We start from the raw sequence: 24,963 nt of genomic DNA, 5'->3' as shown, positions 1-24,963 counted from the left end.
TCCGATTTATATTTTTAAGGTAAAATTAAAATGCTATTTTTATTGTAATCCTTTTAAAATTTCCTGCATTTTATGTGGATCGCTTAACATACCCGAGCCGAATATTACAATAATGGCAGCATAATAAAGCAATGACAAAATATTAAGAATCAGACCTATAATTGCACAAATTCTTCCGGCATTTAAATTTTTAAAGGAACTTAAACTATATGCAGCAGGGTTAACTGCATACAATGCCTTATCTTTTTTACTAAGTACCAACGCAATAATTGCAGGAATTAAGCCTAGTATACCATAACAGCAACAAAATGCTATCGAAAGAATTCCTAATACAAGTACAATTGTTGAATTTGGTAGATTTTGTTGCCCGAAACCACCTCCAAATTGCCCAAAAGGTGGCGGTTGCTGAAAAGGTGGTGGGGTTGCAGGTCCATTACCAAATGGTTGAAAAGGTGCTGGTTCCGGATTCTGACCTTTAGAAAGATCTATTGGCTTATTTTCTTGAGGGGTTTCCTGTTCTTCTGACATAGTTATATTTAGATCAATTGGTGAGTATATATTTTGTAAATGTAATTGATTAAGATAATTACTGCAACCCCTGCGAAAACGATTTTTATCAGCTGCGCTCCAAATTTGAAATCGAATTTGAGGTGAATGACTGTAAAAAGCACTATAAAAATCAATGGTATTGCAGCTGGGTACAACTTAAATGATGCCATTAAATCACCGCTGAACAAAGCCAGTACGGAACGCTGAAAGCCACAGCCCGGACAATCGAATCCGAATTGCGCTTTAAAGGGGCAGGTTAATAGATGCCCGCTTAACCAATCGAGAAAGCTATGTTGCTGTTGAGCCATCTATATTGCCAATAACCTTGATCTGCGCATCTTTCCATGCTTTATATTTTTCCAAATCCTTAACAACCTGTCTGTAAACAAGGTTTAAGATGTAAATGTCATCAACAAAACCCAATACTGGCACGAAATCAGGAATCACATCTATAGGCGATAAAAAATAGACCAATCCGCCCAGGATCGCTATAATTGATCTTTTTGGAATTTCCGTATAATCGCCATTTACATAATCTTTAGATACTGCAAATAAGAGCACTAGCTTAGACCATACTCCTTCAAGATCACCTTTATTGGTTACCGCTTTTCCTAAGGCATCTTTAATGGTATTGCTCGCCTTGGTTTTATCATTTAAGATTAGCGAAGCTTTACTTTCTGACTTTTTAAAGAAACCCAATATTTTTTCCCTGTTCAATTTCATAGTTAATCGTATTACAAATTAACGGCCAAAAGCATCATAATTGTCTTCAGCATATTTAGTAAAGCGATCCAACAACTTTATATTTTTGTTTTCTATTGCTGTTAAATCATTATCCACATTGTTTTTAACGGGTACATACCACTCCACAGGATCAAAGAAATTTCTGAAGGTTTGTTTTTTAAAAGCATAACCATGTCTGGCAAAGATGGTATTTTTGATAATCTGCAAATCCAATTTTCTCAAATTCTTTAACTCATCTTCACTAAGCAAGGTGGTTGAGGCATTTAATTTAAAAATCTGATCGGAGGCACTCCTGTAAAAAGTATTTGCGCTCAATGAATCAATGGTTCCATCTTCAAGTGTATCTATACTTTTAACCATTTTTTGCTCGCTCCAGTCTACATATTCCATTTCTGTTGGCAACATACGACCTGCATTATATTCGAAAGCTTTTTTCAGTAGTTTAAATTCTTTTTCAGGCCATTTTAATTCTTTTTTGTATGCATTCCATTTGCCGATCAGCGTATCGCCAACGAGGGTAATTTCAAATTTTCCATCATATTTATCTGTGCCGGGTTCATCAAGCACAAAAGTAATTTTGCTTCCGTTTTCGGATAATTTGCCCAACAAAGGGCGGCTGTTGCCAGAAACTACGCTTTGCGCAATCACCGTATCTTTTGTTATTCTTTTAATATTGATATTCAGCTTTTTAACAGCATCTCCCATGTCTCCTTCATACTCCAATTCATCCGCTGTATAAAAATTACCTACCCAAAAACCATAAAGTTCTTTGTGGATTTCCTGTTGTGCAATGCCAGATGGTTTTTCTTTTTTAGTTTTTTTAGTATCTCTGCAAGAAAGCATCAAAAAAGGGATGAGCGCGAATAATAAGATTTTTTTCATAATTAATGTAACTGTTTCAGCGGGTAAATGTTTTGTGTTTAATCAGCCATTCAGCGATCAATAAATTGGGTATCCAGCCCAACCAGGCAATAATCTGATAAACATCCATTGGGGCTGGATGAAATAAATATACTAAAATAACTTTCCACAGCCTTAAGGTAATGGCAGAAGTAGCTAAAGCAAAGCTACGGTACATAAATTTTTTATGGTTTGTTATTTTCTTTTTTATAATAAGCAGAAGGGCTTTTAAAGTGAACCAAAACCACAGCACGCCCAAAATTATAAACGAGGTTTTAGCCATTAACCCTCCATTGGCAAAACAGCCAATAAAAATGCCTGATGGTGCTGCAAGCAACAATACTAAACTTACATACAAATAGCCCAACCACCTATGCACTTTTGGATAGCTTGCTAAAATGTTTTTATTAAACTGAGTAAAACCAGCCAGCAGTACAAATATTGCACTGTAAACGTGGAGGTAAAATATAGGGAGGTAAATTTTAATGCCGGATACTTCGGTTTGTTTAATTTGAAGAAAAGATACTTCGCTATTGAAAGGGATGTAGCGCAAGGTAAGCTGCAGCATTAAAATAAAAAAATAGGAAAAAAATAATAGCCAGGCCAACCACTTATAGCTAATGTTTTTCATTTATTTTTTATTGAACAGTAAAAGTAGTTTTTTATCAAAGGGAATGGCCACCAATTGTGCGTTTACTACATCATCTTAGCTTCAAAATATCCTCCAATTAATGCATCGAAAATTACCCTGTATTTTGATTTTTTAGGAATTGAAACAAGAAGTACATTTGTATCAAGTACAACTTTCATGAATGTTATTTTTTCCTTAAATGCTCATTTTTCCAGGATTCAATTGTATTTTCATCCCAATTATTATCATCCCAGAGTTTGTCCTTTTCATCAGATGCAGATTTAGCAAAATATTTTGCTAACATTTCTTTGATATCATTCAGCTGAGCATCGGGCAAATTATATTGAAATAATTTTAATAGTTCTAATTGAACATTTGTTAATTTCCCCGTAGCTTCCATTTTTTTCTATTTGAACCAAAACAAATATAATCAATATTATTTTATGATGATTTCATCATTTCCAATATATCATCTACATATTTACGCTCATTGGCCAGCCGTGGTACTTTATGCTGTCCGCCCAGTTTATCTTTCGCCTTTAACCAGTTATAAAATGTGTTTGAAGGGGCATTGTGCACTTTAGGACGGGCCAAGGCCATATCTTTAAAACGTTTGGCATCATAATCAGAATTCACCTCACGCAGTGTATTGTCCATAACATCTACAAACTTCTCAAAATCGTTCGGCTGTTTATCAAACTCAATAATCCATTCGTGTCCGCCAGCTTTTTCATTTTTGAAATAAATCGGTCCGGCAGTATAATCCTTTATTTCAGCACCAGTTTCCTGGCAAGCTTTGGTTAAAGCCTGTTCTGCATTGTCGATTATGACTTCTTCACCAAAGGCATTAATAAAGTGTTTGGTTCGGCCGGTAATTTTAATGCGGTAAGGCGAAAGCGAAGTAAATTGGATGGTATCACCAATCATATAGCGCCATAAGCCACCGTTAGTCGAAATTACAATGGCGTAATTTTTATGCAGTTCTACTTCTCCCAATAATAATGCTTTAGGGCTTTCTTCGCCTATATTTTCAAGCGGAATAAATTCATAGAAAATTCCATAATCAAGCATTAACAACATTTCTTCTGAATGATCCTGATCCTGGATACCAAAAAAACCTTCTGATGCGTTATAGGTTTCGAGGTAATACATCTCATCGGATGGAATAAGTTGTTTAAACTGCTCGCGGTATGGTGCAAAGTTTACCGCACCATGAATGTACAATTCGAGGTTTGGCCAAACTTCTAGCAAGTTCTGTTTTCCGGTGAGTTCGAGGACTTTTTTGGCCAATACGATGGTCCATGTAGGCACACCAGAAATGCTGGTTACGTTTTCATTGATGGTAGCTTCAGCCATTCTATCCATCTTGATTTCATAATTATCCATCAATGCGATAGACATATCGGGCGTGCGGTAATATTCGGCCCAGATGGGTAAATTTTTGATTAGCACCGCCGATAAATCACCATAAAAACAATCTTCATTTAACTGGTTTACCTGGTGACTTCCTCCTAAAACCAAACCTTTACCGGTAAACATTTGGTTATCAGGACGGTTATTGCAGTATATAGAAAGCATATCCTTACCACCTTTAAAATGGCATTCTTCCAACGATTCCTGCGAAACCGGGATAAATTTACTCCTATCGCTAGTGGTACCAGATGATTTTGCAAACCACTTGATATCAGATGGCCACAGAATATTCTGTTCGCCATTGAGCATACGCTCAATATACGGCTTTAAAGTATCGTAATTTTGAATTGGAATACGCTCCTGGAATTGCTGAGGTGTTAAAATCGTTTTATAATCGTATAGTTTGCCCCATTCTGTATTTTCTGCACTATCGATTAAAGTATGAAACCACTCTTCCTGAACGTCGTGCGGATACTTCATAAAAAGCTCGATCTGATGGATCCGCTTTTTCATTAACCAGGTAAAAATTGAATTTACAAATGCCATATCAAAAAATAAACAGCTGACTTTTACCACAGATGTTGACAGATAAACACGGATATTGTCGTTTTTGTTGGAACGATAATAAAATCTCTATACCTGAAAGCAATTGATCTGTGTTAAGCATCTTTAAGCCCAAAAACCGGGACAAGAATTGGTTAGAATTAAACATCAAATTTTTTACGTTTCAGCACAAAATTCGATCCAAGATAAACCTTTCTTACCATTTCGTTTTCAGCTAAAACCTCCGGAACGCCTTGTTCTAAAATTTTACCTTCGAAAAGCAGGTAGGCGCGATCGGTAATTGATAGTGTTTCCTGCACATTGTGATCGGTAATGAGGATACCGATATTTTTATGTTTCAGTTTGGCAACAATACTCTGAATTTCTTCTACCGCAATCGGATCTACCCCTGCAAAAGGCTCATCCAATAAAATAAAGTTAGGATTTGCAGCCAAAGCACGCGCAATTTCGGTACGCCGACGCTCGCCACCTGATAATAAATCGCCACGGTTTTTACGCACCTTGTGTAAACTAAATTCGTTAATCAGTTCTTCCAGCTTATCGCGTTGTTCCTCCTTGCTCATTTTGCTCATTTCCAAAATGGCTAGAATATTGTCTTCAACGGTAAGCTTTCTGAAAACGGAGGCTTCCTGGGCAAGATAGCCAATTCCTTTTTGCGCCCGGCGATACATTGGATCTTCTGTAATGTCTTCTTCTTCCAGGAAAATACGGCCTTCATTTGGTTTAATCAAACCTACAATCATGTAAAAAGAAGTTGTTTTTCCGGCACCGTTTGGACCCAGAAGACCAACGATTTCTCCCTGACTAACGTTGAAAGAAACATTATTAACAACAGTACGCTGCTTATATTTTTTAACCAGATTTTCGGCTTTTAATATCATATATAGATCGATCCGTCATCCTGAATTTAGTTCAGGATCTTTCTTACTAGATGCTGAAACAAGTACAGCATGACGGTTTATTTTAAAATTAATTAACTTTTATTCCTTTAATATTTAACTGCAAACGTTTCTTATCGCGCCAAACATTCTCTTCTAACGTATAACAAACAGAAAATGGTACTCTTGGTTGCAAAAGGTTTTGAAATTCTGCCAATCCGAACGCAATGCCTTCAAAAATAGGCGAATTTTGTTGTTTTATATTAATTTTTAGATGATTTTGACCAACTGCCATGGCATGTTGCGCAAGGTATACATTATGGGTAACAAATATCGGTGCCATATTCTCTGGTCCGAAGGGGCCCATTTGAGATAATACCCTAAAAAACTTACCATCAATCTGTGCCAGTTCAATTTCGGCATCAATCCTGATCATTGGCGTAAGTAACTCTTCTGTAATACTTGCAGATACAATTTCTTCAAACTTATCGGCAAAAGCATTAACATTATCCTGTTGCATGGTTAAGCCGGCAGCAAATTTATGTCCTCCATACTGATCCAATAAATGGGCACAACCACTTAAGGCTTCATATAAATCGAAGCCCACTACCGATCGGCAAGAGCCTGCAACATGGCCGTTTGATTTTGTTAATACAATCGTAGGCCGGTAATATTTTTCTGTTAAACGCGATGCTACAATCCCGATTACTCCTTTATGCCAGTTTTCGTTAAATACAACCGTTGTTTTTTTGTTGATCAGGATATCACTTTCACCAATCAGTGCCAAGGCTTCTCGCGTGATGTCCTGATCGTATGTTTTTCGTTCTGTATTTTTCAGATTGATGAGTTCGCTCTGCTCTAATGCATTTCCATCTACCTGGCAAAGCAACATGGCTACGGCATGCTTGGCATGATCTATCCTCCCGGCGGCATTAATCCGCGGACCTAAGGTAAATACTACATCAGTAATGCTGTAATTTTCAGTTTTGCCAGAAACTTCCATCAGGGCGCGTAAACCTTCGCATGGATTGGAGTTTAATTTTTTTAATCCGTAGTATGCTAAAATTCTGTTCTCACCAACAACCGGAACAATATCTGCTGCAATACTCACCATTACCAGATCTAAATATTGCAGATAAGTTTCTTTTGGGAGCTGATGTTTTTGTGCGTAGGCCTGCGCAAGTTTAAAACCGATGCCGCAGCCGGCCAATTCTTTAAAAGGATATGGACAATCTGATCGTTTAGGATCTAAAACCGCAATGGCTTGAGGCAATTCATCTCCAGGTAAATGGTGGTCACAGATAATAAAATCGACTCCTAAAGTATTGGCATAATCAATTTTATCGATAGATTTTATTCCACAATCCAATGCAATAATTAGTGAAAATCCGTTTTCACTTGCGTAATCAATACCTGCTGTAGAAATGCCATAACCCTCTAAATAGCGATCGGGAATATAATATTCTATATTTTTTGTAAGCTGAGAGAAGAAACTGAAGGCAAGGGCAACTGAGGTTGTACCATCTACATCGTAGTCGCCGTAAATCAATATTTTTTCGTGGGTTGCCAATGCGGTTTCGATACGGGCAATAGCAACATCCATATCCTTTATGATAAAAGGATCGTGAAGATGATCAAGATCTGGCCTGAAAAAATCTTTCGCCTGATCGAAATCACAAATATTACGCTGCACGAGAATCTTTGCAAGTGAGCGGTCTATGTTAAGTTGTTCCGCTATTTTTGTTACTGTATCATCGTTACAATCTGATGCCAGCACCCATCTTTTTTCCATTTAAGTTTATCTCCGAACAGTAAATATACATTTTAATTGGATATGATTGAGGTAATGTTAGTTGAGCGATAAACAAGGCCTTCATTAACAAAAAATTATATTTTATTTCGAATTACCTGGGTAAGCCTGATAAAGTTTCATCAGGTGTGCTTTCTGAGCTGCATATTTTGCGTCGTCGATTAAATTTACACGCTCTGCAGGGTCCCACGATAAATTGTACAATTCCGTTAATTCCTGATCATCCTTTTTGGTGATCCTCAATTTCCAGTCGCCATCCTTAACCCCTTCCAATACATAGTTGTGGTAATAAATTGGTCGGTGCGGTTTATTGTAGTTTTTGGTAGTAAGCAAGGCCGACACCGATTCGCCATCGTATACCTTTGCTGGCAATTTACTTTTAGTCCACTCGGCCAAGGTCGGAAAAACATCCAGATTTGAAATTGGTTTGGTTAGTTGGTTATTATTTAGCGTATGCCCTTTCCAATACACAATAAAGGGCACACGGTGACCGCCTTCGTATGAAATCCCTTTCGATCCCCTGAAAATACCTGCCGAACCTACATGATAAAATTTGGTAAAACCGTCATCATACATCCGCTGTGGCGCATTAATCCACGGTCCATTATCGCTGGTGAAGATAAAGATAGTATTATCTGCCTGTCCTGAGGCCACTACCTGTTTCCAGATTTCAGCCAATCCGGCATCCATATCTTCAATCACATCACCAAGCTCAGCACCTGCCGAAGGGGTTTTTCTACTTTTTTGAGCGGCAAAAGCCACAGGTAAATGCGGCATATTTTGTGCTAAATAGAGAAAAAACGGTTTTTTGGCCGCAGCATTTTTTTTGATAAATTTAATCGATTCGCGGGTGTAAGAACTGGTTAAAATACTATCGTGGGGCTTATAAATTTCTGGTTTGCTATTTCTGAAAATCTTAATTGTTGTATCTGTTTTTACATAAGGTGCTCTATAATCGTGACTGTATAAAAGGCCATAAAATTCATCAAATCCTTTTTTGTTGGGAAGCGAAACGCCATGATCGCCCAAATGCCATTTACCCACCACCGCGGTAGCATAGCCCGATTGCTTTAGCATCTGCGCAATTGTGATTTCATCTTCCGGTATTCCACGTTTATCGCCCGGACCAATTGGTGAAGGCAGGTCCATCCTACTGCAATACCTTCCCGTTAGTAATGAAGCTCTTGATGGGGTGCAGGTTGGCGAGGTGGTAACGAAGTTGGTCGCTTTTACGCCTTTTGCAGCCATTGCATCTAAAAACGGAGTCTTAATCAGCGGACTTCCATAACATGAAATATCGGCATAACCCATATCATCAGCCAATACAATAATTACGTTTGGTTTCTGCTGCGCTTTTAACTGTATAGACAAACTGAGCGCAAGTATAAAAATTAAGCTACGAAGATTCATGCCCGAAATTTAAGCATCATATTTTACAAAAAAAGGAAGTATCCAAGCTTTTACCGAAACAAATACTCGTGATTAGATTGTTATCTTTGTAAAAACATTAAAGATCCATATTTTGCAAGTTCACACCCTATTCGAAGGCACCTATTCTGTTGATGCATCAAAGAAATTTGTACCATTCGACACCGCTATACATACTTTTAAAGACAGACCCGCTTCATTATTTATCAATGTTCAGCCTTTTTTGGTTGAACTGAAAAACGACCTTGTTCTTTTTGATACGGGCTTAGGTTTTAGTGATGACCATGGTGAGCTAATTTTACATAAAAACATCCGCAATGCTGGTTTCGACCCCACTGATGTAACTAAGGTTTTAATGTCGCACTTACATTACGATCATTCTGGTGGCATGATCCATAAACAAGGAAATGATAGAGTTGAATTAAGTTTTCCTGATGCTGAATATGTAATTAACCGTGGCGAATGGCAAACGGCTTTCAGCAGTACTTCATCTTCTTACCATACCGATATATTTGATTTCGTTCAGCGCAATGCGCAATTGAAATTTGTTGAGGGCGATGGCGCACTGGATGAAACCATTACTTACGAATTTACTGGCGCACATTGTCCAAACCACCAGGTTTTTCTGTTAACAGAAGGAAATCAAAAAGTTTTTTTTGGCGGCGATGTATTGCCTGAGCCTGAGGAACTGGTTAAAAACTTTATTGCTAAATACGATTTTGATGGGCGTAAAGCGATGGAATTACGCAAAGAATTTGGCAAAAGAGCTGCAGAAGAAAATTGGGAATGTTTATTCTACCATGGCAAAAGTGCCGCAACGGGTTTTGTGGATGCTGTTGAAGGTGGATTTAGAATAAGGTAAGTTTACTCGTTTTTTACCGCAAAGCGCGCGAAGAAGAAACGCAAAGCACTCAAAGTTGATTTTTTTACCACAAAGTACACAGAGAGGATCACAGAGGGCATTGAGTTGGGTGCTTATAGCTAAAGAGTTTCTGTGTTCTCTGTGCAACACTCCGTGCCCTCGGTGGTAAAACTTAACACTCTTATTTCCGTCCTTTCTGTGTTTCCGTGGCTAAAAATTTTAACACCTAATTCAAAGGTCACTTGTTTTTTACCACAAAGTACACAGAGAGAATCACAGAGGGCATTGAGTTAAGCACTTATTGCTAAAGAGTTTCTGTGTTCTCTGTGCAACACTCCGTTCCCGGTGGTAAAACTTAACACTCTTATTTCCGTCCTTTCTGTGTTTCCGTGGCTAAAAATTTAAACACCTAATTCAAAGGTCACTCGTTTTTTACCGCAAAGTACACAGAGAGGATCACAGAGGGCATTGAGTTGGGTGCTTATAGCTAAAGAGTTTCTGTGTTACTCTGTGCAAAACTGCATGCCCTCGGTGGTAAAACTTAACACTCCTTATTTCCGTGGCTAAAAATATAATCCACAAAAAAGCCCCAACAAATGTTGAGGCTCTCTTTTTTTCCGAGAAGGGAATAATTATTTCTTAGCTACCAATTTAACAGCTAATTCGAAATTATCATCAATTGCTTTGTCGCCAATGCTATCGAAGAATGATTTCGAACCATATTTAATATCATATTTAGTTCTGTCAACAACAATTTTACCAGCTAAAGCTGAAGCTGTACCATCTGCATTAACAGTTACAGTTGCAGGGAAGCTTAATGGTTTAGTAATGCCTTTGATGGTTAAATTACCTGTTACAGTTACGTTAGCACCTGAACCAGCAACTTTAGTGATTACGAAAGTTGAAGTAGGGAATTTAGTTGTACCGAAGAAATCGTCTGCTTTTAAGTGACCTTCTAATTTAGCGCTGCCATCAGCATCTTTAATTGAAGTCATATCGATAACGAAAGTACCACCAGTTACACTTTTACCGTTAACAGCTAAAGTACCTGACTGTAATGCGATTGTTCCGTTATGAGAACCTGTTACTTTTTTACCAACCCAAGTAATGGTAGATTTTGCTGCATCTACAGTAAAAGTTACTGGTTTAGTAGGGTTTTTAAAAGCTGACAATGCTACTACTGCCACTAATAAAAAAATTGAGCTAATTTTTAATTTCATTTTCTGGTTTTTTAAAATTTGATACAAATATAGATTAAAGCACGATCTCTTGTTATTGACCTATGTTAAGTTTTTCAAATTAATCGGGATTTATTTAAAATCATTCTATTGACTGCATGATTACAGGAAAGGTTTAATTTGCTTGAAAAAAGAAATGATAGAACGGTAGATTTGTTTTATTACCGATAGGAATCTGATTAAATGATAATTACCCAGGCATCATAATTTACAGAAAAAAAATATTCTATATTTAGTAAAAATATTAGACGCTCATGAAAAATAAATTTTACATTCCATATTACCTGTTATTGCTTGTATTTTCTTTAACGGGTTGCAATTTTAACAGCAACTACATAAACCGTAAAGAAGATAAAAAAGATGCCGAAAAGGTATCCGATCAATTTTACACCTTGCTTGAGCAAAAAGATTTTAACAAACTATCCCCATTACTCAGCAATCAATTTAAAGCGGTAACCAGCACAAAAAAATTAAATGAATATTTAACAGGCACAGTAAGTAAGTTAGGCGAAATAAAAAGCAAAAAGCTAGATCACTGGGAAACAAAAGTGATCAAAGGTTCCAATTCATCTGCAAAATATGTACTCTATTATCTTGTAGAAAGGACAAAATTTCAAGCAAAAGAAACCGTCACCTTAATTGCAGAAAACGATCAGATAAAAATTTTAGGTTATAATGTTAATTCTGAAGGTTTGTTGTCAAGCAAGAACTTACCTGGTAATTTGAAAAATGGCATTGAAGCACTTTCGGGCCATTCTATGGACGACGTTAAGGTTCATTACAATTCTGCTAAACCTGCGCAGTTAAATGCACATGCCTATGCTCGAGGTACTGACATTCATTTAGCATCGGGCCAAGAAGAACATTGACAACACGAAGCATGGCACGTTGTGCAACAAAAACAAGGCAGGGTTAAAGCAAGCACTCAGATCAAATTTAATGCAGTTGTTAATGAATGACGCTAACTTAGAAAAAGAAGCTGACAAAATGGGGCAAAAGGAGCGGATCATTAAGGATAGAATTGAATATTGAATGGCTCGCTCCACCTATTAACTTTACACTCCAAACCCCTCCATTCCTAAACCTGAAAGGAGCGGAAATCCTTTTTGATGGCATTTACAATAAAAGATTGTTTCGTAGTTCCTCCTCAGCAATGACGATATAACGAGAGCAGAAACCACAGAAAGATTAAAGCGAATGGCAGGGCTACAGCTTCCGATGGAAAACTGCCAATATGTTTCCAAAAAAAAATCTGCAAGCCTTATAAATGAATTATAAAACTTGCAGATGATTTATCTAAATAGATTCCTGCGTCGTTCCTTCTCACAATGACGAAAAGAGAAATTAAGACGATGAAAAGGAGAAATTTAAAAGCTCTACCTTCCCGCCTTCTACCTTGCTAAGGAACGATTTCTTCTAAATAACTCTCAACCGGAGGACATGCACAGATCAATGATCTATCGCCATGACTATCATTTACACGACCAACTGATGGCCAGAACTTACGCTCCAACACATAAGGAAGAGGGAATGCAGCAGTTTGACGGCTATAGGCATGATCCCAATCATTTGCAGTGATTACTGATACGGTATGTGGTGCATTTTTTAAGGGATTATCAACTTTATCTAAAGTACCATTTTCTACTTCGCTAATTTCATTTTTAATCGCGATTAAAGCATCACAGAAACGGTCTAACTCATGTTTAGGCTCTGATTCTGTCGGCTCAACCATTAAAGTACCCGCAACCGGGAATGAAACCGTTGGTGCATGGAAACCATAATCCATTAAACGTTTTGCAATATCAGTTACTTCGATACCAAAAGCTTTAAATGAACGGCAATCCAAAATCATCTCGTGTGCGCAACGCCCCTGAGCACCTGAATAAAGTACCGGGTAATGCTGCTCTAAACGGGCTTTCATGTAGTTTGCGTTTAAAATGGCATATTTAGTTGCGTTGGTTAAACCTTCAGCACCCATCATTGCAATATAAGCATGAGAGATAATTAAGATCGAAGCCGAGCCCCAAGGTGCAGATGAAACTGCTGAAATTGACTTTCCTTTATCTATATCTACAACAGCATGACCAGGAAGATAAGGAACCAAATGTTTTGCAACACCGATTGGGCCCATACCCGGACCACCACCACCGTGAGGGATACAGAATGTTTTGTGTAAATTTAAGTGGCAAACATCGGCACCAATATTGGCCGGACTGGTTAATCCAACCTGCGCATTCATGTTTGCACCATCCATATAAACCTGGCCACCATTAGCATGAATCGTTTCGCAAATTTCGATAATGCTTTCTTCGAAAACACCGTGTGTAGATGGATAAGTTACCATTAAACACGATAAATTATCTTTATGTAATTCTGCCTTTGCTTTTAAATCTTCAACATCGATATTACCGTTTTCTAAAGATTTAACCACAACAATTTTCATGTCGGCCATTGCCGCAGAAGCGGGGTTTGTTCCGTGCGCTGAAGCAGGAATTAAAGCTACATTGCGGTGGAAATCTCCTCTATCGTGGTGATAAGCACGGATAACCATTAAACCTGCATATTCGCCTTGTGCACCAGCATTTGGTTGTAAGCTCATTGCCGCAAAACCGGTAATTTCACTTAACCATTTATCCAATTCATTAAAAACAGAGTAATAACCCAATACCTGATCGGCAGGGGCAAACGGGTGAATGCGACCGAAGTGAGACCAGGTAACCGGAATCATTTCTGCAGTAGCATTTAATTTCATGGTACAACTACCCAAGGCAATCATTGAGTGGCAAAGTGATAAATCTTTAGCCTCTAATGATTTGATATAACGCAACATTTCATGCTCCGAATGATGCGAATTAAAAACTGGGTGGGATAAATAAGTCGAAGTACGTTGTAATGTAGCTGGAATAACCGTTTCTACATTTTCTTCAACCTCAACCTGATCAGCTGCAATTGCTTTAACTTTAGCAAATATTTTAGCAATTAAGGCTACATCTTCGAAAGTGCTGGTTTCATCGAAAGATATGGTTGCAACATTACCAACATAATTTAAATTGATCTCGTTATCAATACAACCAGAATGAATACCGCCTTTTAAATCGCCTAAATCGAAACGGATAGTATCGAAATAAACTGAATTTAACTGCTCAAAACCCAAGCCTTTTAAAGTAGCAGCTAAGCTGATGGCCAAACCGTGCGTACGTTCTGCAATGGCTTTTAATCCTTTCGGACCATGGTAAGCTCCATAAAAACCAGCCATAATGGCCAGCAATGCCTGCGCAGTACAGATATTTGAAGTTGCTTTATCTCTACGGATGTGTTGCTCGCGTGTTTGCAAGGCCATACGTAAAGCATAATCGCCATGGCTATCAATGGTTACACCAATAATACGGCCCGGGATATTACGTTTATATTCTTCTTTTGTAGCAAAAAAAGCAGCGTGTGGCCCGCCAAAACCCATTGGAATACCTAAACGTTGTGTAGTACCAACTACCACATCTGCTCCCCACTCGCCTGGAGGCGTTAATAAGGTTAAGCTTAAAATATCAGCAACTACCGTTAATTTAATATTGAGATTGTGCAATTCAGCTGCAAAGTTTTTATAGTCGAAAACCTCACCATTTCCTGCCGGATACTGAACAATTGCACCAAAGAAATCTTCAGTGGCTACGAAATCTAAATGACTTCCGATAACCAGTTCTATACCGTAAGGATTAGCACGGGTTTTTAAAATATCAATCGTTTGAGGGAAAACCAGTTCGGATACGAAGAACTTTTTAGCCGCCTGGTTTTTACGCAAGCTGTATTGCATAAACATTGCTTCGGCAGCAGCAGTACCTTCATCCAGTAAAGATGCATTGGCAATTTCCATTCCGGTTAAATCGATAACCATCGTTTGAAAATTTAACAATGCCTGTAAACGGCCTTGTGCAATTTCTGCCTGATACGGCGTATATTGAGTATACCATCCTGGGTTTTCGAATACGTTACGTAAAATTACACCTGGCGTAATCGTATCATAATAGCCCTGACCGATAAAGCTTTTGAAAACTTTATTTAACAATGAAGTTTGTTTTAAAGCACCAAGATATTCAGTTTCTGATTTCGCTGCCGGCAAATTTAAAGGCTGTTTCAACCTAATTGCTGTTGGTACAGTTTGATCAATCAGCTCATCAATAGAATTTACGCCAACAGTTTGCAACATTTCGGCTGTATCTGCCTCATTTGGTGCGATATGGCGATTTTGAAAATCTTCCTTGTAGTGGATATTTAAGCTCATGCGGTATGAATAATAAATTTGCGTGCAAATGTAGCAAAAATGGCGTTGTATTCCACTATCAATCAGTGTAAAAAAGGTGTCTTATTTATGCTTAAAAGCGACAAAATAGGTAGATTTTATTCATTTAAAGAAAGACAAACGTTTGTTCATTTTCGTTTAAGAATCCTATTATTTGGAAAGCAATATGTATGTTGAAATTTAAATCTGTTTAGGCTGCTATTATCAGTGTTTTTTAAACCTGCTTACGCTTAACTGATGCTGCCTGAAGTGTAAAATTGAAGCCAATTAAGGCAAGTAAAAAAATCCATTTTCTTACCTTTGAGCAACATTTATCTAAATGTGTTTATATTTATGCAAACAGCTAAAAATAAGGTTGCTCTTCTTGTTCATGCCTGCGATCGTTATGAATTTCTTTATAAAGGCTTTGATTTTACATTTACAGAAAACTGGGATTTTAATATTCCTTGCAACTATTATTTTGCAACTGAGGTAAAAAACGCAGCTATAAATGGCTTTACCAATATTAAATCGGGCAATGGCGAATGGGCCGACCGCTTAGCAACGCTATTAAACAATATGGAGGAGGAATACATACTTTACTTCCAGGAGGATATGTGGCTCACTAAACCGGTAAATGCAAAGTTTTTTACCACACTCTTTGAGGAGGCAATTCAAAACAACTGGCGCCAGGTTAAACTGCACAGCATGAATGTTTACAAAACACGAGCAAGCAATAACGATATTGAAGGCTTTAATGTTGCTGAAATCGATAATGAAGCATCGCAATATTTAATGTCGCACCAAGTTACCCTTTGGAAAAAAGACTTTCTGCTCGCTCAACTTCATAAAAAGGAACATCCATGGAGAAATGAACGTAAAGGCACTAAAAGATTAAAAAAATTAAACCCTTTAATTCTTCATGCTGATTATTTTGCAGAGAACGGCGCAGCAGAAATAAACAATAATAAAAACCCATTATTTAGAAGCGAGTATTATGCCGTTTCATTTAACAGCACCTTAAATAATAACATTCTCCGCTTCATCGAATGGCTTAAAACGGGCAGTGCAGCTCAAAAAGAATATGCTGCAGAATTACAAAACCATTACGATAATAATTTAACCCACGATGGTAATGAGCGACCAAAAAAAGTGGATATATTCAAAAAAATTAAAAATTCTATTCAGAAAAGAGCTGGCAAGTAATTTTTGCTTATAATTTAAATTTATTTCTGCACTTTCCAGCCTTCATCCTTACTCAGCTTTAATTTATACGTTTTTGTAATAAAACTGCTGTTTTTGTCTGCGTCTTTATCAAACGGTTCAAAATCTGTAGTCGTCATTTTAAGTGATACCGTAACTTTTGCCGTGCTTGAGTTTACCTGTGCAAAATCTACTGGTTTCTCATCCGATAATACATATTCTACAACTTTAACGGTAGCTCTATCACCATCCTGCTTTAAAACCAACGGACTGGCCTTATCAGTTAAAGTGATCTGATAAACGTAGCTGCTATCTTTTGAAAGGAACTTCTTTTTGGCTTCTTTTAAACTTAACGTAACTAATCCTTTACTGGCCAAAGATTTATATTTGCCCAATTCGAACATATCGTTTGTACTGTTAAATTTCATCTCCCCAAATTTAAAGCGGGTTGTTTTATATTCAGGATTAGCTTTTAAATAATCAATAATTACCTCTGATGCTTCATCCTGATTAATAGTTGTTTTGGTTTTACAAGCTGCTAGCCCAATAATAATAAATGAAAGAATATAGATAGTAAGTTTTTTCATGTGTGTATGCTTTATACTTTTTAAAGATATTTATTTTTAGTTTAACCGCAAAGCGCGCGAAGTTTATTAGTCTTTACGGTTGTAACCACAAAGGCGCAGAAAAACACGAAGAATATATTCAAGTCATGATATGAATGTATAAACCCTCCTTTGCACCCTCTGCGTTTTCACTTTGTGGGCTTTGCGGTAAAAGCAGATCTAAGTCCGTTTTAGGTATTTTAAATTCGGTAAAATCATCGCCGATAGAATCACCACAACACCAACCCATCTTAAAAATGATACCTGCTCTTGAAGCACAAAACCAGCCATCATAACGGCCACAGGCAATTCTGCCGCACTTAATATTGAGCTAATGACTGTCCCGATTCTAGGCACACCTTCTGCATAAAATAAAGGCGGAATTACTGTTCCAAAAACTGAAATTATTAATCCCCACTTCAATAGGCTCCCGCCCAAAGCGCCATTAAACAAAAACGCTGGTGGAAAAATAATGAAAATCAAAATGCAAGCTCCGGTAATCATTAAAGCACTTTTATGAAGCGCAGGATATTCATTTCCAATTCTTCCGCTAAGCAATAAAAAACCTGCGTAACATATTGCGGCCAACAAACCGAAGCCAATCCCCTTAAGGTTCATACTACCGATACTGCTTTCTACCATTCCGCTCGCTAAAACTGTTCCACCCAAAACCAAAACAATGGCCAAAAGCTGTAATGCTGTGGGTTTCTTTTTAAAAATGAGGAATTCCATTAAAATACTCATCCAGATAAACTGCATCAATAAGATAATAGCTACTGAATTTGGCACAAGTTTTACGCATTGGTAATAAAAAATACTGACCAAACCGGTGCACGTTCCTGCCAGCAACATTTTCCACCAAGGTGTTTTATTTGTAATTATTTTCGTTTTGTAACCAGCTGTTCTGCTTTGAAAAAAAAACAAGATCCATAAAATTACCGTTCCAAAAAAAGCCTGGGCACCAGTAACATCACCCAGCGTATAACCTTCATGATAAGCCAGTTTTACGAAAGTAGAGAGGATACCAAAGCTACAGGCACCAAAAAAAACAAGGAGAATTCCTTTTAACATAAATTTCAATATTTAACCGCAAAGGACAATAAGATTTTAGCGAAGCATCAGAAAGATTAATTAAATCGATATACCAGGCTTCGCGTTCTTTGCGCCCCTTTTCTTTGCAGTATTGCGGTTAAAAACTAAACCAATTGTTGTAAATATTTCTGAATGGTAGGTTCTAAACCTAGATATAGTGCATCGCTAATTAAAGCATGACCGATAGAAACTTCCAATAATCCGGGGATGCTTTGCGCAAAATAATGCAGATTATGTAAATCCAGATCATGACCAGCGTTAATACCCAAACCTAAAGTATTGGCATGATGCGCTGCAGCAATGTAATTTACAACTGCCTTTTCGCGGTCTGCATAATAATTGTGCGCATAAGCTTCGGTGTACAATTCAATACGATCTGTGCCGGTTTCTACTGCTCCTTCAACCATCTCTACCAAGGGATCTACAAAAATAGAAACGCGGATGCCTTCTTTTTGAAAAACAGCAACCATTTCTTTAAGGTAATCTTTATGTTTAATGGTATCCCAACCATGATTTGAAGTAATCTGACCTTCGGCGTCAGGCACCAAGGTAACCTGAGCAGGTTTATTGGCCAAAACCAAATCAACAAATTTATCCTCTTTACAATTGCCTTCAATATTAAATTCTGTAGCAATAACAGCTTTTAAATCGTAAACATCCTGATAACGGATATGGCGTTCATCAGGTCGTGGATGTACAGTAATTCCCTGTGCACCAAAACGCTCACAATCCAACGCAACTTTAACTAAATCAGGATTATTACCTCCGCGACTATTGCGAAGTGTAGCAATTTTATTGATATTAACCGATAACTTTGTCATAAAGCAAAGATAAGGCTTTGCCCTTGTTAATCTTAAACCTTAAAAAAATTTGACTTTTTTTTGCTCATATTTGCTTCTTGCAAATGAACATAAAAGATACAACGCTATATAAACTTCTGATCGTTTTACTCGCAATTGCAAGTATTCCGGCACTTTTTGGTGGCGTAATGGAACCCGATGGAGCATTATATGCTTCTATGTCAAAAAACATCATCTTATATAAAGATTGGCTTAACCTTTATGGCCGTGGTGCAGATTGGCTGGATAAACCTCACCTCACCTTTTGGATTTCAGCCGCGTTTTTTAAAATTTTTGGGATTTCGTCATTTGCTTATAAATTGCCTTCATTTTTATTCGGTTTACTTGGCGCAGGGTATTTATACCGGTTAGCTAAAGATATATATGATGAAAAAACAGGATTAATCAGCGCGTTGATTTTTATGAGTGCCTTACACATCATCACTTCTACTTTTGATGTAAGGGCCGAAATTTACATTACCACTTTTACCTTAGCTTCAATTTATCATTATTATAAAGCACACCAAAACTCTTTTTGGCACATTGTAGCAGGTTCATTTTTCGCAGCCTGCGCAATACTGATTAAAGGTATTTTTGTGCTGATTCCGGTTTTTGCAGGCTTTATAATTTACTGGCTTTTTACCAAACAATACAAGCAACTTATAAAACCGAAATGGTATATCGCCATCTTGCTGATTCTTGTTTTCATTACGCCAGAGCTATATTCGCTTTACACACAATTTGACCTTCATCCTGAAAAAGTTGTTTTTGAAAGAACTGGCGTTTCAGGTTTAAAATTCTTTTTCTGGGATAGTCAGTTTGGGCGTTTTTTTAACAATGGGCCAATTAAAGGAAAAGGAGATATTTCATTTTTTCTACACACTACGCTTTGGGCGTTTCTGCCCTGGTCTGTATTATTTTATACTGCTGTTGTAAATCTCTTCAATAAGAAGAACAGAATTGCCTTGGCTCCGGAAAGCATTATAATTTGGGCAAGTGCAGCAGTAACCTTCCTTATTTTTTCGTTATCCAAATTTCAACTGCCCCATTATATTCTGATCATTTTCCCACAATTTTCAATAATAACAGCACTTTACTTAAGGAAGCTTAGCAGCAAAGGCTTAAAAACCTTCTTCATTATCCAGAACATTATTTTTATTTTGGTTATTGCCTTGCTTTCTGTGCTGACGTATATTTTTGGTTTCGAAAATCCATATTTAATCATTGGGATTCTGATTGTTGTTTTAGCGTTGGCGTTTTTGTTATTTAAAGGCGTTTTGTTGGAAACAATAATCGCCAGAAGTGCTTTTTTATCAGTTGGCTTAATGATCTTTCTCTTTGTTTTTTTCTATCCTGCGTTGTTAAAGTATCAATCGGGTATGCAGGCCGGTAATTGGTTAAAGCAAAATTATCCTACCGCTAAACCTGCAGTATTAAATTATATAGATGCATTTTCTTTTGATTTTTATGCACCCGGAGAAGTAAAGTATCTGCACAATTACAATGATCTCGATCAATCAAAGCACTTGAAAGATTTAGTGATATACATTTCGGAACAAGAATTGCCAAAGCTTAAAAGTGAGTACAATGCAGAAGTGATTAAATCGTTTGAATACTTTCATACGACCAAACTGACGGGGAGATTTTTAAATAATAAAACCCGTTATGAGGTTTTAGAGCACTTTTATTTGGTTAAAATACATTAAAAATGGATTTATTCTTCCGGATCTTAAAATTTGGCCTGACAGGTTTCCTGGGAATGGCAATCGATTTCGGTGCCACCTGGTTATGCAAGGAGAAGATTAAAATAAATAAATACATTGCAAATGCAATAGGTTTCTCGCTCGCGGTAACCAATAATTACCTTATTAACCGGGTTTGGACATTCGAGAGCACCAATATCCACTGGGCAACTGAATTTAGTAAGTTTTTGGTAGTGAGTTTAATCGGTTTAGGATTAAATACTTTTATCATTTATCTTTTTCACCAGCGTAAAAACGGAACCAACTTTTATGTTGCCAAATTTTTCGCAATTGTGATTGTTTTCGTGTGGAATTTTTTAGCAAATATGCTCTTTACTTTTAAGTAACAGATTTTGGATTGACTATTCATGCTGATAATTTCAGAATGACGACTTAGTTTTTATATTCGAACGGCTAAATGAACTAATGACTAATAACCAAAGAACTATTTAAGTGACGTTTTTGCCGATAAAATAGAATACAACAAGCCATATTAATCCTTTAATCAGGAAAAAAAGAAACCCGACCAGGCCTACCCTTTTAAACCATAATTTTACTTTCTCTTTGTTCATGGGATACTTGTAAAGATAAATGATTTGCATTAAATTAGAAAGATTTTAAATAAGGAATTATGAAATTATCTAAATCACTGCTGCTCATCATCATATCAATTTGTTTTTTCGAGGTTAAAATTTTTGCACAAAACTTTAATGATATAAAACGCTATAAAGTAAATTTTGCTCTCGCCAACAGTGGTACAGAAAAACTGATCACATTCAGAAGCTTTACTGCAAACAGTCAAAAATATTTATTACTGGTAAATCCTGAAACTTTAGATACCAAAGTAGATCTGGCTAGTAATTACACCACAAACAGTTTGCAATACTCAAATGTGCTGGCAATTTTTAAAAATACAGCTTACATAAAGGCTATAGAAGCCGCTGCTGCCAAGGATATACAACTTCAAAATGCGGGAATTGATCATGCCATCCCAAACGAAAAAGGAATTACCTTAACCATCGACCTTTGTCCATCACATAAAGCGCTAGACAGAATCATTTTTCAATCTATTTTTGATGAATTTAAAAAGACCGAGCAACCTGCTCCCTTAGCTGTTTCAGTTTCTGGCAAGTGGATGTTAAAACACCAGGATGACCTGAACTGGTTAAAAAGCCTGGTAGAGAAAAAGGAACTTAACATTACCTGGGTAAACCATACCTATAATCATGAAGTGAATAAACTGCCTTTGGCCGAAAACTTTTTATTGGCACCAGGAACAAATTTAGATGTAGAGGTATTGGAGAATGAAAAACTGATGCTAAAAAATGGCTTGATACCCTCTGTTTTTTTCCGTTTCCCTGGCTTGGTGTCGGATAAAACAATTGTAGACAAAATCGAGGCTTATGGTTTAATTCCTGTAGGAAGCGATGCCTGGCTTGCAAAAGGACAACAGCCTAATGCTGGCAGTATTGTATTGATTCATGGCAATGGCAATGAAGAAATTGGCGTAAAAGATTTTATTCAGTTATTGAAAACCAAACAGGCTGATGTGAAAAGCAAACAATGGCTGCTTTTCGATTTGAGGCAGGGACTGGAAAAGGAATTTGAATAATTTATCGAGTTTTTAACCGCAAAGAACACAGAGAAAAGGCACAAAGAACACAAAGATGGCCTCCGGGATAATATTGACTTTGCACCTCTTTGCGAAAAAATTTTGATTTTATTGTGGAAAAAAGAAATTAGAATAATTTATTGAGTTTTTAACCGCAAAGAACACAGAGAAAAGGCACAAAGAACACAAAGTTGGGCGCAGGGATAATATTTGGCTTTGCACGTCTTTGCGAAAAGCTTTGATTTCTTTACGGTAAATGGAAAAGGAGTTTTAATAGCCGTGTGTTCTTAACCATTGAGTGTACAGAGATAAGGCACAAAGAACAAAAAGCTGGGCGCAGGGATAATATTTTGCTTTGCACCTCTTTGCGAAAAACTTTGATTTTATTGCGGTAAAACTACCTCTTAACCGGCAATAACTTTATTTCTTTCGCTTTAAATCGGTTATTCACAATTTCGCCGGAAACTTCTGCTTTACTTACGGCATTGCAAAAACCATGTTCACCATGTGCATCGCCAAAATCATCAATACCTTTACCATCTACAAAATAAGGTTTCCCATCTATTTTCACGGCCAATTCGCAATCTTTACCTTTCATTTTAAACTGGCATTCGCCACAGGCAATATCAACCACCTTTTTGGTTACCACTTTTGCAGTCGCAGCTTTTTGAAGACTGGTTTGCGCATTCGCAGAAAATGCAGATACAACAAGCACTAAAACAAACATTAACTTTTTCATTATAAATTCTTTTTTCAAATGTAAGTTTTCAACAGCAAAAGAACCAGAAGCCTGTGTAAAATAAACCTGATGGAAACGGACATCCCGATTCTTCCATCGGGATAAAGTGGACAGCAGGACTGAAACCTTCCTAAGAGAACAGGAACCAACCTTTTCTATTTTTTAAGAAAAATCAATTGTCACATTAGAATACGCTGTCGTTCTAATACCCTTCTATGAGAATGCAATAAAAAAAGGGATATGCTATTTGCACATCCCTCTTATGTTACCAATCTTCAGTTAACTGCTAACTAAAAACTGTAAACTGAATTAGTATCTGTATGTATCTGCTTTGAAAGGACCTTCAACCGGTACGCCAATATAATCAGCCTGGTGTTGATCTAAAACATCTAACTCTACACCAATTTTTTCTAAGTGCAAACGGGCAACTTTTTCATCTAAGTGTTTAGGTAAAGTATACACTTTGTTTTCGTAAGCTGCAGTGTTTGTCCAAAGTTCCAATTGAGCTAAAGTTTGGTTGGTGAATGAGTTACTCATTACGAAACTTGGGTGACCAGTTGCGCAACCTAAGTTTACCAAGCGACCTTCAGCAAGCACAATTACATCTTTACCGTCGATAGTATATTTATCAACTTGTGGTTTAATTTCCACTTTGGTATCGCCATAATTGCCATTTAACCAAGCCATATCAATTTCATTATCGAAGTGACCGATGTTACAAACAATAGCTTTATCTTTTAATGCACGGAAATGTTTTTCGCGAACAATATCACAGTTACCTGTAGTTGTTACCACGATATCAGCTTCTTTAATTGCAGTATCTAAACGTTTAACTTCATAACCTTCCATTGCGGCCTGTAAAGCACAGATTGGATCAATTTCGGTTACAATTACACGTACACCTTGTGAGCTTAATGATTCTGCAGATCCTTTACCCACATCACCATAACCACAAACAACAGCAACTTTACCAGCCATCATAACATCGGTAGCACGACGGATCGCATCAACCAATGATTCGCGACAGCCATATTTGTTATCGAATTTTGATTTGGTAACTGAATCGTTAACGTTAATTGCAGGCACGTGCAAGGTTCCGTTTTTCATTCTTTCGTACAAACGGTGAACACCAGTTGTAGTTTCTTCTGATAAACCTTTAATTGCTGCAATCAGCTCAGGATATTTATCAAAAACCATATTGGTTAAATCGCCACCATCATCTAAAATCATATTTAATGGCTGTTGCTCCGGACCGAAGTGTAAAGTTTGCTCAATACACCAGTCGAATTCTTCTTCGTTTAAGCCTTTCCAGGCGTAAACCTGAATACCCGCAGCAGCAATTGCAGCAGCAGCATGGTCTTGTGTTGAAAAAATATTGCAAGATGACCAGGTAACCTCAGCACCTAGTGCAGTTAATGTTTCGATTAATACAGCCGTTTGGATGGTCATGTGCAGACAACCTGCAATGCGGGCACCTTTAAGCGGTTGTGTTGGACCGAATTCTTTACGTAAACTCATTAAACCTGGCATTTCTGCCTCGGCTAATTCGATTTCTTTACGGCCCCATTCTGCCAGTGAAATGTCCTTAACTTTGTAAGGGATATAAGTTGTCTCTACTGATGACATAATTATTTGTTTTTAAATGTAATGCAAAGTTACGGCATAGCTTTGTGAAAGCCAAATAATTAAAAGAGCAAGCAGGTTTACAGATTGTAAAATAGTAAGTCTATTTTCTCTGCACAAGCTCCAACACCTCATATCTTAACTATTTTTTGAAAAGCAAATCCTGCCGTTCTTAGTTCTGCTCCGGCCCTGCCACACATTCTAGTTCCGATGAATCC

The 24,963-nt window shown here is 37.2% G+C and carries 23 protein-coding genes; 6 read left to right on the top strand and 17 right to left on the bottom strand.

The genetic code is table 11. The features are described from left to right. Nucleotides 1–39: 39 nt before the first annotated feature. The 10 genes from ACZZZW_RS05675 to ACZZZW_RS05630 all read right to left on the bottom strand — a co-directional run bounded on the left by ACZZZW_RS05675 (nt 40) and on the right by ACZZZW_RS05630 (nt 8,899). The gene (locus tag ACZZZW_RS05675; RefSeq protein ID WP_200912292.1) at nt 40–528 is read right to left on the bottom strand and encodes a CCC motif membrane protein; all 489 of its coding nucleotides are present in this window, start codon (nt 526–528) and stop codon (nt 40–42) included. 8 nt (nt 529–536) lie between these two features. Then, nucleotides 537–857, bottom strand: a complete 321-nt coding sequence (locus tag ACZZZW_RS05670; protein WP_463492537.1) for a DUF2752 domain-containing protein — start codon at nt 855–857, stop codon at nt 537–539. Further along, nucleotides 838–1,272: a YkvA family protein gene (locus ACZZZW_RS05665; protein ID WP_463492536.1), complete on the bottom strand. Its 435-nt coding sequence runs from the start codon at nt 1,270–1,272 to the stop codon at nt 838–840. The genes ACZZZW_RS05670 and ACZZZW_RS05665 overlap by 20 nt, the downstream gene beginning before the upstream one ends. A gap of 18 nt (nt 1,273–1,290) precedes the next feature. Next, on the bottom strand, nt 1,291–2,175 hold the full coding sequence (locus ACZZZW_RS05660; protein ID WP_463492535.1) for a YARHG domain-containing protein: 885 nt from the start codon (nt 2,173–2,175) through the stop codon (nt 1,291–1,293). 16 nt (nt 2,176–2,191) lie between these two features. After that, nucleotides 2,192–2,824 (bottom strand): DUF2306 domain-containing protein, encoded by a 633-nt coding sequence (locus ACZZZW_RS05655; RefSeq protein ID WP_055908012.1) that lies wholly within the window; start codon nt 2,822–2,824, stop codon nt 2,192–2,194. Between the two features lie 184 nt (nt 2,825–3,008). Further along, a complete protein-coding gene (locus ACZZZW_RS05650; RefSeq protein ID WP_463492534.1) occupies nt 3,009–3,224 on the bottom strand; it encodes a hypothetical protein in 216 nt (71 codons plus the stop codon). 41 nt (nt 3,225–3,265) lie between these two features. Beyond that, nucleotides 3,266–4,783: a GH3 auxin-responsive promoter family protein gene (locus tag ACZZZW_RS05645; protein WP_055908018.1), complete on the bottom strand. Its 1,518-nt coding sequence runs from the start codon at nt 4,781–4,783 to the stop codon at nt 3,266–3,268. 158 nt (nt 4,784–4,941) lie between these two features. Continuing rightward, nucleotides 4,942–5,682, bottom strand: a complete 741-nt coding sequence (gene lptB, locus ACZZZW_RS05640; protein WP_055908021.1) for an LPS export ABC transporter ATP-binding protein — start codon at nt 5,680–5,682, stop codon at nt 4,942–4,944. An 88-nt stretch (nt 5,683–5,770) separates the two neighbouring features. Continuing rightward, nucleotides 5,771–7,471, bottom strand: coding sequence for a single-stranded-DNA-specific exonuclease RecJ (gene recJ / locus ACZZZW_RS05635; RefSeq protein WP_463492533.1), 1,701 nt, complete (start codon nt 7,469–7,471; stop codon nt 5,771–5,773). Between the two features lie 102 nt (nt 7,472–7,573). After that, nucleotides 7,574–8,899, bottom strand: a complete 1,326-nt coding sequence (locus ACZZZW_RS05630; RefSeq protein WP_463492532.1) for a sulfatase-like hydrolase/transferase — start codon at nt 8,897–8,899, stop codon at nt 7,574–7,576. A gap of 112 nt (nt 8,900–9,011) precedes the next feature. Between ACZZZW_RS05630 and ACZZZW_RS05625 the strand changes: the two genes are divergently transcribed. Continuing rightward, nucleotides 9,012–9,779, top strand: coding sequence for an MBL fold metallo-hydrolase (locus ACZZZW_RS05625; RefSeq protein ID WP_463492531.1), 768 nt, complete (start codon nt 9,012–9,014; stop codon nt 9,777–9,779). Nucleotides 9,780–10,411: 632 nt separating this feature from the next. Here the strand turns inward: ACZZZW_RS05625 and ACZZZW_RS05620 are convergent. Then, nucleotides 10,412–10,999, bottom strand: coding sequence for a YceI family protein (locus ACZZZW_RS05620; RefSeq protein ID WP_055908034.1), 588 nt, complete (start codon nt 10,997–10,999; stop codon nt 10,412–10,414). 272 nt (nt 11,000–11,271) lie between these two features. Between ACZZZW_RS05620 and ACZZZW_RS05615 the strand changes: the two genes are divergently transcribed. Beyond that, nucleotides 11,272–11,886 carry an eCIS core domain-containing protein gene (locus tag ACZZZW_RS05615; RefSeq protein WP_463492530.1) on the top strand — a complete coding sequence of 205 codons (615 nt, stop codon included), beginning with the start codon at nt 11,272–11,274 and terminating at the stop codon, nt 11,884–11,886. Nucleotides 11,887–12,416: 530 nt separating this feature from the next. On the opposite strand, the gene gcvP is transcribed toward ACZZZW_RS05615, so the two are convergent. Then, on the bottom strand, nt 12,417–15,293 hold the full coding sequence (gene gcvP, locus ACZZZW_RS05610; RefSeq protein WP_463492529.1) for an aminomethyl-transferring glycine dehydrogenase: 2,877 nt from the start codon (nt 15,291–15,293) through the stop codon (nt 12,417–12,419). Between the two features lie 351 nt (nt 15,294–15,644). On the opposite strand from gcvP, the gene ACZZZW_RS05605 reads away from it, so the two are divergent. Next, nucleotides 15,645–16,496, top strand: a complete 852-nt coding sequence (locus tag ACZZZW_RS05605; RefSeq protein ID WP_463492528.1) for a hypothetical protein — start codon at nt 15,645–15,647, stop codon at nt 16,494–16,496. Between the two features lie 20 nt (nt 16,497–16,516). On the opposite strand, the gene ACZZZW_RS05600 is transcribed toward ACZZZW_RS05605, so the two are convergent. From ACZZZW_RS05600 to ACZZZW_RS05590, 3 genes are all read right to left on the bottom strand, one after another. Further along, nucleotides 16,517–17,080 (bottom strand): hypothetical protein, encoded by a 564-nt coding sequence (locus ACZZZW_RS05600; protein WP_463492527.1) that lies wholly within the window; start codon nt 17,078–17,080, stop codon nt 16,517–16,519. Between the two features lie 198 nt (nt 17,081–17,278). Continuing rightward, nucleotides 17,279–18,169 (bottom strand): EamA family transporter, encoded by an 891-nt coding sequence (locus ACZZZW_RS05595; RefSeq protein WP_463492526.1) that lies wholly within the window; start codon nt 18,167–18,169, stop codon nt 17,279–17,281. A 125-nt stretch (nt 18,170–18,294) separates the two neighbouring features. Further along, nucleotides 18,295–19,011 (bottom strand): pyridoxine 5'-phosphate synthase, encoded by a 717-nt coding sequence (locus ACZZZW_RS05590; RefSeq protein WP_055908051.1) that lies wholly within the window; start codon nt 19,009–19,011, stop codon nt 18,295–18,297. 83 nt (nt 19,012–19,094) lie between these two features. Between ACZZZW_RS05590 and ACZZZW_RS05585 the strand changes: the two genes are divergently transcribed. The 3 genes from ACZZZW_RS05585 to ACZZZW_RS05575 all read left to right on the top strand — a co-directional run bounded on the left by ACZZZW_RS05585 (nt 19,095) and on the right by ACZZZW_RS05575 (nt 22,383). Further along, nucleotides 19,095–20,735, top strand: coding sequence for an ArnT family glycosyltransferase (locus ACZZZW_RS05585; protein ID WP_463492525.1), 1,641 nt, complete (start codon nt 19,095–19,097; stop codon nt 20,733–20,735). Nucleotides 20,736–20,737: 2 nt separating this feature from the next. Further along, nucleotides 20,738–21,118 (top strand): GtrA family protein, encoded by a 381-nt coding sequence (locus tag ACZZZW_RS05580; protein WP_055908055.1) that lies wholly within the window; start codon nt 20,738–20,740, stop codon nt 21,116–21,118. Between the two features lie 284 nt (nt 21,119–21,402). Continuing rightward, nucleotides 21,403–22,383: a polysaccharide deacetylase family protein gene (locus ACZZZW_RS05575; RefSeq protein WP_463492524.1), complete on the top strand. Its 981-nt coding sequence runs from the start codon at nt 21,403–21,405 to the stop codon at nt 22,381–22,383. 397 nt (nt 22,384–22,780) lie between these two features. Here the strand turns inward: ACZZZW_RS05575 and ACZZZW_RS05570 are convergent, their stop codons facing one another. Beyond that, a complete protein-coding gene (locus tag ACZZZW_RS05570; RefSeq protein ID WP_463492523.1) occupies nt 22,781–23,122 on the bottom strand; it encodes a DUF6370 family protein in 342 nt (113 codons plus the stop codon). A gap of 309 nt (nt 23,123–23,431) precedes the next feature. Then, complete coding sequence (ahcY, locus tag ACZZZW_RS05565; RefSeq protein WP_055908063.1) at nt 23,432–24,748, bottom strand: adenosylhomocysteinase; 1,317 nt, start codon at nt 24,746–24,748, stop codon at nt 23,432–23,434. Between the last annotated feature and the right edge of the window lie 215 nt (nt 24,749–24,963).

The organism is Pedobacter sp. AC379 (assembly GCF_979258145.1).
Note: the sequence above shows the minus strand (reverse complement) of the source record. Positions and strands in the feature narration are given on the sequence as shown.

Bases quoted from the DNA above. Each gene is read 5' to 3' on its own strand.
- ACZZZW_RS05660 (WP_463492535.1), bottom strand. From the start codon at position 2,175: ATGAAAAAAATCTTATTATTCGCGCTCATCCCTTTTTTGATGCTTTCT.
- ACZZZW_RS05665 (WP_463492536.1), bottom strand. From the start codon at position 1,272: ATGAAATTGAACAGGGAAAAAATATTGGGTTTCTTTAAAAAGTCAGAA.
- ACZZZW_RS05605 (WP_463492528.1), top strand. From the start codon at position 15,645: ATGCAAACAGCTAAAAATAAGGTTGCTCTTCTTGTTCATGCCTGCGAT.
- ACZZZW_RS05620 (WP_055908034.1), bottom strand. From the start codon at position 10,999: ATGAAATTAAAAATTAGCTCAATTTTTTTATTAGTGGCAGTAGTAGCA.
- gcvP (WP_463492529.1), bottom strand. From the start codon at position 15,293: ATGAGCTTAAATATCCACTACAAGGAAGATTTTCAAAATCGCCATATC.
- ACZZZW_RS05650 (WP_463492534.1), bottom strand. From the start codon at position 3,224: ATGGAAGCTACGGGGAAATTAACAAATGTTCAATTAGAACTATTAAAA.
- ACZZZW_RS05670 (WP_463492537.1), bottom strand. From the start codon at position 857: ATGGCTCAACAGCAACATAGCTTTCTCGATTGGTTAAGCGGGCATCTA.
- ACZZZW_RS05580 (WP_055908055.1), top strand. From the start codon at position 20,738: ATGGATTTATTCTTCCGGATCTTAAAATTTGGCCTGACAGGTTTCCTG.
- recJ (WP_463492533.1), bottom strand. From the start codon at position 7,471: ATGGAAAAAAGATGGGTGCTGGCATCAGATTGTAACGATGATACAGTA.
- ACZZZW_RS05590 (WP_055908051.1), bottom strand. From the start codon at position 19,011: ATGACAAAGTTATCGGTTAATATCAATAAAATTGCTACACTTCGCAAT.
- lptB (WP_055908021.1), bottom strand. From the start codon at position 5,682: ATGATATTAAAAGCCGAAAATCTGGTTAAAAAATATAAGCAGCGTACT.
- ACZZZW_RS05655 (WP_055908012.1), bottom strand. From the start codon at position 2,824: ATGAAAAACATTAGCTATAAGTGGTTGGCCTGGCTATTATTTTTTTCC.
- ACZZZW_RS05615 (WP_463492530.1), top strand. From the start codon at position 11,272: ATGAAAAATAAATTTTACATTCCATATTACCTGTTATTGCTTGTATTT.
- ACZZZW_RS05570 (WP_463492523.1), bottom strand. From the start codon at position 23,122: ATGAAAAAGTTAATGTTTGTTTTAGTGCTTGTTGTATCTGCATTTTCT.
- ACZZZW_RS05575 (WP_463492524.1), top strand. From the start codon at position 21,403: ATGAAATTATCTAAATCACTGCTGCTCATCATCATATCAATTTGTTTT.
- ACZZZW_RS05630 (WP_463492532.1), bottom strand. From the start codon at position 8,899: ATGAATCTTCGTAGCTTAATTTTTATACTTGCGCTCAGTTTGTCTATA.
- ACZZZW_RS05600 (WP_463492527.1), bottom strand. From the start codon at position 17,080: ATGAAAAAACTTACTATCTATATTCTTTCATTTATTATTATTGGGCTA.
- ACZZZW_RS05595 (WP_463492526.1), bottom strand. From the start codon at position 18,169: ATGTTAAAAGGAATTCTCCTTGTTTTTTTTGGTGCCTGTAGCTTTGGT.
- ACZZZW_RS05675 (WP_200912292.1), bottom strand. From the start codon at position 528: ATGTCAGAAGAACAGGAAACCCCTCAAGAAAATAAGCCAATAGATCTT.
- ACZZZW_RS05585 (WP_463492525.1), top strand. From the start codon at position 19,095: ATGAACATAAAAGATACAACGCTATATAAACTTCTGATCGTTTTACTC.
- ACZZZW_RS05645 (WP_055908018.1), bottom strand. From the start codon at position 4,783: ATGGCATTTGTAAATTCAATTTTTACCTGGTTAATGAAAAAGCGGATC.
- ahcY (WP_055908063.1), bottom strand. From the start codon at position 24,748: ATGTCATCAGTAGAGACAACTTATATCCCTTACAAAGTTAAGGACATT.